Origin of the sequence: Rhizobacter sp. (assembly GCA_021153565.1) — a bacterium.
In the GTDB taxonomy this organism is placed as follows: Bacteria; Pseudomonadota; Gammaproteobacteria; order Burkholderiales; family Burkholderiaceae_C; genus Albitalea.
On sequence record JAJKJU010000122.1, the window covers coordinates 20,626 to 27,400 of the forward strand.

Genomic DNA, 6,775 nt, shown 5'->3' on the forward strand with positions numbered 1-6,775 from the left:
GGCGCTTTCTTCGGCGTGCTGTTGCACGACCACGGGGATCGGTGGTCGTTCCAGGGTGATCGGCCGAAGCCTGTCCGATCAAGCTGCATTCCGGCAGATGCTGCATCGAGGAGCACGCTCATTGCAAGGGCCGAAAGTCACCCAAATTCCAGCCCCGGCTGAGAGACACTCGCGAATGTCGACCATGTGCAGAGGCTGAGAGAGCGTGCCGGTTGCGAAGGGTTGTCTCAAGGGAATGTCCAACACTGCCATGACGAACCACCGAGTCGCCCTGTTGTTCGCCTCAGTCAGCATGCTGGCGGCATGCGCGCAGTTTCCCAATTCGCCCGGACCTCACGGCCCAGCCCCACCGTCTCAGACCACGTCGAATGAGCCCGAGCCGCCACGCCCGCCCGGCGCCGCAACACCCGGATCCGTGGTCACGCAACAGCAGGCAACGAAGATCGCGATGGGTGCTGCGAACCTGCTCGAATTGGGTCATGAAGAACAAGCCAAGGCCGAGTTGCAGCGCGCGCTGACGGCCGACCCGGCCAACAAGCTGGCGCTGCACTTGATGCGCCAGATCACCGTCGACCCTGTCGCCACCCTGGGCCGCGAATCGTTCAGCTACACCGTGCGGCCCAACGACAGCATGTCCAGCATTGCCCAGCGATTTCTGGGCGACATCTACTCCTTCTACATTCTTGCGCGCTACAACGGTATTGCCGTGCCCAGGCAAGTGTCGGGCGGGCAGACTCTGCGCATTCCGGGCAAGGCGCCGCCGCCGTCAGTGGTGCGCGAGCCTGTCCGCGTCGAGGCGCCTTCGCCGCCACCGGTGGTGGTGGCGGCACTGCCTCCGCCCGCTCCACCCGAGCCATCGCCTGGAGAGCGCGCGATGCGCAGCGCTGAAGCGGCAGAGCGCGGCGGCAACATCGAGCGCGCGTATGACGAATACCGAAGGGCCGCAGGCCTCGACCAGCCCGGCGCCGACGCCAAGGCCAATCAGATGCGCAAGCAGCTCGTGTTCAGCTACACGATGAGCGCGCGCACTGCCTTTGCCAAGCAGGACCTCGATGGCTCCATCCGCTGGTGGGAACGCGTACTGCTCGTCGACCCCAGCAACGACTCCGCAAAACTCGAGCGGCAACGCGCGCTGGGCTTGAAAGAAAAAGTCAAGAGGTTGTAGGTAGCTGGGCCAGGCCCCTGCGGCTGCCGCTGGTGCAGTGTTTCACGTATGCGGAACATTAGACCGCGTCTTTGGCCCCGTGACGTCGTTGCAACTCCTCGCGATACGACGGGCATCGCTGCGGTTTGCGCCTAGTCAGGCGGCCAAATCCGTTGGTCTTATTAAGTTCCGCATAGCGCGAACACTGCACCAGGCTTCAACGAGCCGACTCGCAGCTCTCGCGCGCCAGCACCATGGCCACCACGGCCTCACTGCCGTTCTTCAGCTCCTTGAGCCGCGTAGCGGCGCGCGTATTCGACGCATCCAGGCACAGACTCTTCGCGAGCGCGCTGATGGCACCCGGTTTGTCGCTCGGCAATTGCTTTTCCGCCTTCTGGTAGTACATGTCGGCCAGCAGATGGCAGGCCGCGGCGTCTTGTGTGTCAACGGCCAGGTATCGCTCGAGCAAGGCAATAGCGTCGTCCAGCTCGCCTTGCATGCCCAGCATGGCAGCGTGTTCGAGTTCGTTGCGATCCAGAGGGGTCCGTGGAGTGCTCGAGGCCGCCATCTGCGAGTCGTTGATGGCGCGACGCGTCAGCGTGACGCGCGAAGGCTTGCCGAGAAAGCTGCGCTTGTTTCGGTCGCGCTCGATGTTGCGCAGCGCCTGCGCGGCCTCATCGTTGTCCGGCTGCAGCGCCAAGGCCGCAAGGTACTGCGCCGCGGCAGCATCGGACTCGCCGCGCTTGAGCGCCTGCGCGCCGCGCTGCAGGCGGTCCGCGATGGCAGTGTCGATCTGGCGCCGTGTCTCTTCCAGGCGGTCGCGGTACTCGTGCGTTTCGGGCCGCAGCACGGTAAGAATTTCCCAGGAGGTTGCCGCCTCTGCGAGTCGACCACGACGGCCTTGGCTCAGCGCCCGCTCGCGCAGCCTTTTCTCGAAGTTCGCGCGCGTGACCGATCCTCGTGACACGGCCCCTGCCCCATCGTCGTCGGGCCCTGTCGACGTCATCGGCACGGTGCCGCACGCCGCCAACGCAATCGCGAGCGAAGCAGCGGCGAGACGACCCGTCAGCGCCATGTGGATTTGGACTCGCAGCGTCGGCATCATGGCGCCCTCATCGTCCGGCTGATCTGCAGCCTGGACTTGAAGGCTTCCAGGTCGTGATCGCCGTAGATCATCGTCCTGCGCAGCATCAAGGGCTGGGCGAAGAATGCATTTCCGCCCGGATTGACCGTCACTGCAAGCTGATACTGCTGGCGGTTGAGCACGTCCAGCACCTGCTCGTTCGCATCGCCGAAAGGAAAGGCGTAGTGCCGCACTCGTACTTGCAGGCGCCGCTCCATGATGTCGCGCGGAGCACGCGCCTCAGCTTCGATGTCTTGGCGATACTGCGCATCACTTTCGCTTGCGGCGCGCTCGATCAGGTTGCGATGCGACTTCGAATGTGCCTGCACATCCACCAGGCCGGAGGCGGCGAGTTCTTGCAGCTGCGGCCAGCTCAGGGCATCTCCCGCGCCGATAAAGTCGGTGTAGACGAAGAGCGTCGCCGGAAAGCCGTGCTGGCGCAGCAACGGCAGCGCATGCCGGTACACCGATTCATACCCATCGTCGATGGTGATGACCACCGATCGTTTGGGCAATGATTGCTTGCCTTCGAGGTAGCCGACGAGCTGCGCAAGCGGAATGACGTGGAAGTCGTTGCGCGCCAGCCAATCCAGCTGTTGTGCAAAGCGAGTCGGCGACACCACCATTTTTCCGCCCGAGTTTCCGAAGCGGTGATAGCAGAGGATAGGCACGGTCTGGTACTGGTCGGCATGGATGCCCGTCGGGTTCAAGGTCTTCAGCGGCACCACCAGCGGCTGCCCCGCCTCGACACGGCTGATGTTGTTGAAGTCACCGATCACCCAATAGCGTTCTTCGCTGCCGAGAAATCTTGCGGCGATGGAACGCAGCGTGTCCTCCGGGTTGGGCTGGTAGATGGCGAACCGATCGCTTTGCCCCAGCACCTGACCGGTCGCGGTACGTGAGGACGACGAGGCTGTTGACGAGGGAGGCGACATGATCGGCGGCGAGCCGCATCCGGCCACCACGGCAATCAGGCTTGCCAATACCAGTCGTATCGCACCCCACGGCGCTTGCATTGTGCGAACCATTGGAAGCCCTCAGAGGCTGAGAGTTTTTCGAGCGTGCCTGAGCAGCACGTCAAAAGGCGCCTGATCCAGGCGCAAAGCGCAGCCATCGCTCGTGCTATGGCGAGCATTTGCAACGACGAGCAAGGGCCTTTTGGCGTGATGAGCGGGCATGATCGAAATACTCTCAGCCTCTCAGGTTGACGGTTTGTTCGCAGCGAGATCGCTTGTCGGATCTGCTGCGTCGCTGCCCGTGGCTTTGGCCGACGATGCAGTCGGCGATGCAGCCGCATCGTTGCTCGGGCGCAAGGGAGCCGGTGTCGGAGTCGGCAAGGACATCGACGCGCCACCGCTGGCCCGCGCTTCGTGCAATGCCTGCGCCATGCGATCGAACGCGGAGAACAACAGCCCGAACTCGTCCTTGCGCTGCTTTTCGATGCGATGCTCGAAGCGGCCCTTGGCGATCTCGCCCATCGCGTCACTCACAACCTTGATCGGTCGGGCGAACCAGTTGGCAACGAAGTACATCGCAATGGCGACGGCGAGCACCGTCACGACCACAAGCACGGCCATGAGCCCCATCGACAAACGCGCCACGCGTACCAGTGGCCGCTCCGGCAATGCGAGAGCGACGCGTCCAACCGATTTGCCTTGAAACGTGATGGGCGCATCGAAGCCCAGCACCCGTTCACCTTGCGAGGTAGAACGCGACATGCTCACGCCGCCGTCGCGCGTGCCGAGCGATTCGGCCCGTTGCGGCTGGTACGGCTTGCCTACCAAGGCCTGGTCACCAGCGGCACGCACGATGCCGTCGCGATCGATCACCGTGACGCTGTGGAAGTCGCCGGTCTTCATCATCTCTTGCACGGCAACGTCGACGACCGGCCAGTCTTCCGACAGTGCTGCCACGGCGTTCTGCGCTGCGATGAAGCGCGCGAGCGACGCGCCGTAGTCGGTCACCTGTTTCATCATCGCCCCGTACTGCCGTTGCGTGATCAAGGTGGCTGACAGCGCCATCACGACGGCGACGATCAATGCCATGGTCGCCGCCCACTTGACACGCAGCGGCATGATGCGCGACCGCTTGTTGTGGCGCGCTGCTTCGTCGAGTTCAGCCAGCACGCGCGTCAGCGCATCGGACAACTCGGCCCCCGTCTGAAAGCGCCGATCCGGCGCCTTGGCAAGGCAGCGCTCGACGATGCGGCGCAAGGACGAAGGCAGATCGGGCCTCAGCTTCTCAATCGGTGTCGGCTCTTCCTTGGCGATCTTCACAGCCAGCGCGACGAGGCTGTCGCCCTGGAACGGACGCTGGCCGGTGAGCATTTGGTAGAACATGATGCCGGCGGAGAACAGGTCAGAGCGGCCGTCGAGCTTCTCGCCCTGCGTTTGCTCAGGCGACATGTACTGCGGCGTTCCGAGCACATCGCCGACGCGCGTGCGCTGCTCCGCACCGCCAGACGACTCCATGTGCGCGATGCCGAAGTCGGTCACCTTGATCGTGTTCGTGCCTTTGAGCCGCACGATATTGCCCGGCTTGATGTCGCGATGGACGATGCGGTGGGAATGCGCATAGTCGAGAGCGCGGGCGAGCTGGATGCCCATGATCACCATGTCACGCAAAGGCATCGGCTTGCCGGCCTGCATCATCTCTGAGAGCGGCTCGCCGTCGAGCAACTCCATTGCCATGTAGGGCCGCCTCTCGATCTCGCCGACGTCGTGAACAGTGACGATGTTCGGGTGCGACAAGCCGCCTGCGGCGCGCGCCTCACGCAGGAAGCGGCCGCGGTATTGCTCGTCTTCGCAAAGTGTGGCGTGGAGGAATTTGATTGCGACGTCGCGGCCTATGTCGGGGTCGTGGGCTTTGAAGACGGTCGCCATGCCGCCACGACCGAGGCGCTCGCGGATCAGGTAGCGGCCGACTTGGCGGGCTTCGGGGGCGCCGGATTCGACGTGGCCAGGGAGGGTTTCGGGGATGTGCTCCTGCTCGCCTGGAAGGCTGGCGTCGCCCTTTGGTGGCGCAGCGGCATTGGAACGGCCGAGCGATGTGGCAACGGAATGAGTGGCCGGGCCGAAACCGCTTGTCGACCGCGACGAAGGCGGGCTCGTGAACGGATTGCCGGGCGCTATTTGCGTAGCGTCCTCGTCATGGGATGGCAGCGCCGGCGTCTCCACGGCTCCGCCGCCGCTGTCCATGCGGCGGCCATTCGAGCCTTCTGGTTGTGACATCGGTACTGCCTTTGACTTGCGAAGAGGAACATCCGCGCAGTTCACAGCTGCGCAGATGCATCGTCGCCTGATGGGCGACTCGCAATCAATGGACCAAAGTCACCTCGCGGCCCACTCGACAGGCGCTAGATTCATCGGATGACGATCTGCATCGGGGGTCGTCCATCTGGAGTGCCCTCATGAGACCGAGTCCATCGCTGTGGTTGGGATGCTTGTTGATGAGCACCGCCGTTTCGATCGCACAGCCCCGCGAGCAAGTTCTGCGGGGCGCACAAGTGAACGAGCGCGCAGTGATCGAACTGCTCTCCGTCGAAGCTCCACAAGCACCGGTAGACAGCGCACTTCGCGGGTTCGGGCCGGCAGTGCGCGCACCGATGGACCGCGCTGCGCATGGTGGGCCGGGCAAGGCGTCGCTGCTGATCACCTTTCCGACCGATTCAGCCGAGCTGCCCGCTGAAAGCAAGATGGCCATCGATGTCGTGGGCCGTGCGCTTCAGTCGGACAAGCTGGCCGGCCTGTCCTTCAAGGTCGAGGGGCACGCCGATCCGAGAGGTTCGGCCGAGCGCAATTTTGTGCTGTCGCAAGAGCGCGCCGAGGCCGTCGTGAACTACCTCGTCAGCCACCACGGCATCTTGTCCGAGCGACTGACCTCAGTGGGCAAAGGCTCGGCCGAACTGCTCGACTCGAAGCATCCAGATGCGCCGGAGAACCGTCGCGTCACGATCGTCACTGGACGCAACTAAGGACATGACGCGCAAATTGTGTTGACTCACACACCCCGTTCGGGTCGAGGCTATGGAAGCCGCATCTCGCGGTGGAGGGCTTCGATACCTCAGCCCGAACGGGGGTGGGTGCAGCCTGAACGAACTTGGGCTATTCCCGGCCATGTCCTGAGCTCGAAAGCAAGGACGTCACCGCACCCCGTCCAGCTGCCTTTGTTCGACTGCCAGACTGATGTCCACCGTTCGCCGAGGACCCGTATTGCGCCACCCCGTTCGGGCTGCACACACACCGCCCCGTTCGGGCTGCACCACACCGCCCCGTTCGGGCTGAGGTATCGAAGCCTCATCCCGCAGTGGAGGGCTTCGATACCTCAGCCCGAACGGGGTGGGTGCAGCCTGAACGGGGTGGGTGCAGATTGAACGAACTGGGTTATTCCCGCCATGTCCTTAGCTCGAAAACAAGGCGCATCACCGCACCCCGTCCAGCTGCCTCTGTTCAAACAGGTAGTCGCTGCCAGACTGATGCCCGCCGTTCGCCGAGGAACCGTATTGCGCC

At 63.8% G+C, this 6,775-nt stretch carries 5 protein-coding genes; 2 read left to right on the plus strand and 3 right to left on the minus strand.

Annotated features, from left to right (window positions below; translation table 11 throughout):
• Positions 1-448: 448 nt before the first annotated feature.
• On the plus strand, positions 449-1,165 hold the full coding sequence (locus AC30NL_RS07550; RefSeq protein WP_489463393.1) for a LysM peptidoglycan-binding domain-containing protein: 717 nt from the start codon (positions 449-451) through the stop codon (positions 1,163-1,165).
• Positions 1,166-1,361: 196 nt separating this feature from the next.
• On the opposite strand, the gene AC30NL_RS07555 is transcribed toward AC30NL_RS07550, so the two are convergent.
• From AC30NL_RS07555 to AC30NL_RS07565, 3 genes are all read right to left on the minus strand, one after another.
• The gene (locus AC30NL_RS07555; RefSeq protein ID WP_489463394.1) at positions 1,362-2,249 is read right to left on the minus strand and encodes a tetratricopeptide repeat protein; all 888 of its coding nucleotides are present in this window, start codon (positions 2,247-2,249) and stop codon (positions 1,362-1,364) included.
• Complete coding sequence (locus tag AC30NL_RS07560; RefSeq protein ID WP_489463395.1) at positions 2,246-3,295, minus strand: polysaccharide deacetylase family protein; 1,050 nt, start codon at positions 3,293-3,295, stop codon at positions 2,246-2,248. The genes AC30NL_RS07555 and AC30NL_RS07560 overlap by 4 nt, the downstream gene beginning before the upstream one ends.
• A gap of 171 nt (positions 3,296-3,466) precedes the next feature.
• Positions 3,467-5,497, minus strand: a complete 2,031-nt coding sequence (locus tag AC30NL_RS07565) for a protein kinase domain-containing protein (protein ID WP_489463396.1) — start codon at positions 5,495-5,497, stop codon at positions 3,467-3,469.
• Positions 5,498-5,715: 218 nt separating this feature from the next.
• Between AC30NL_RS07565 and AC30NL_RS07570 the strand changes: the two genes are divergently transcribed.
• Positions 5,716-6,240 (plus strand): OmpA family protein, encoded by a 525-nt coding sequence (locus AC30NL_RS07570; protein ID WP_489463397.1) that lies wholly within the window; start codon positions 5,716-5,718, stop codon positions 6,238-6,240.
• Positions 6,241-6,775 lie beyond the last annotated feature (535 nt).

Excerpts from the sequence above, each read along its gene's own strand:
- AC30NL_RS07565 (WP_489463396.1), bottom strand. The coding sequence starts at position 5,497 with ATGTCACAACCAGAAGGCTCGAATGGCCGCCGCATGGACAGCGGCGGC.
- AC30NL_RS07570 (WP_489463397.1), top strand. The coding sequence starts at position 5,716 with ATGAGCACCGCCGTTTCGATCGCACAGCCCCGCGAGCAAGTTCTGCGG.
- AC30NL_RS07560 (WP_489463395.1), bottom strand. The coding sequence starts at position 3,295 with ATGGTTCGCACAATGCAAGCGCCGTGGGGTGCGATACGACTGGTATTG.
- AC30NL_RS07550 (WP_489463393.1), top strand. The coding sequence starts at position 449 with ATGGGTGCTGCGAACCTGCTCGAATTGGGTCATGAAGAACAAGCCAAG.
- AC30NL_RS07555 (WP_489463394.1), bottom strand. The coding sequence starts at position 2,249 with ATGATGCCGACGCTGCGAGTCCAAATCCACATGGCGCTGACGGGTCGT.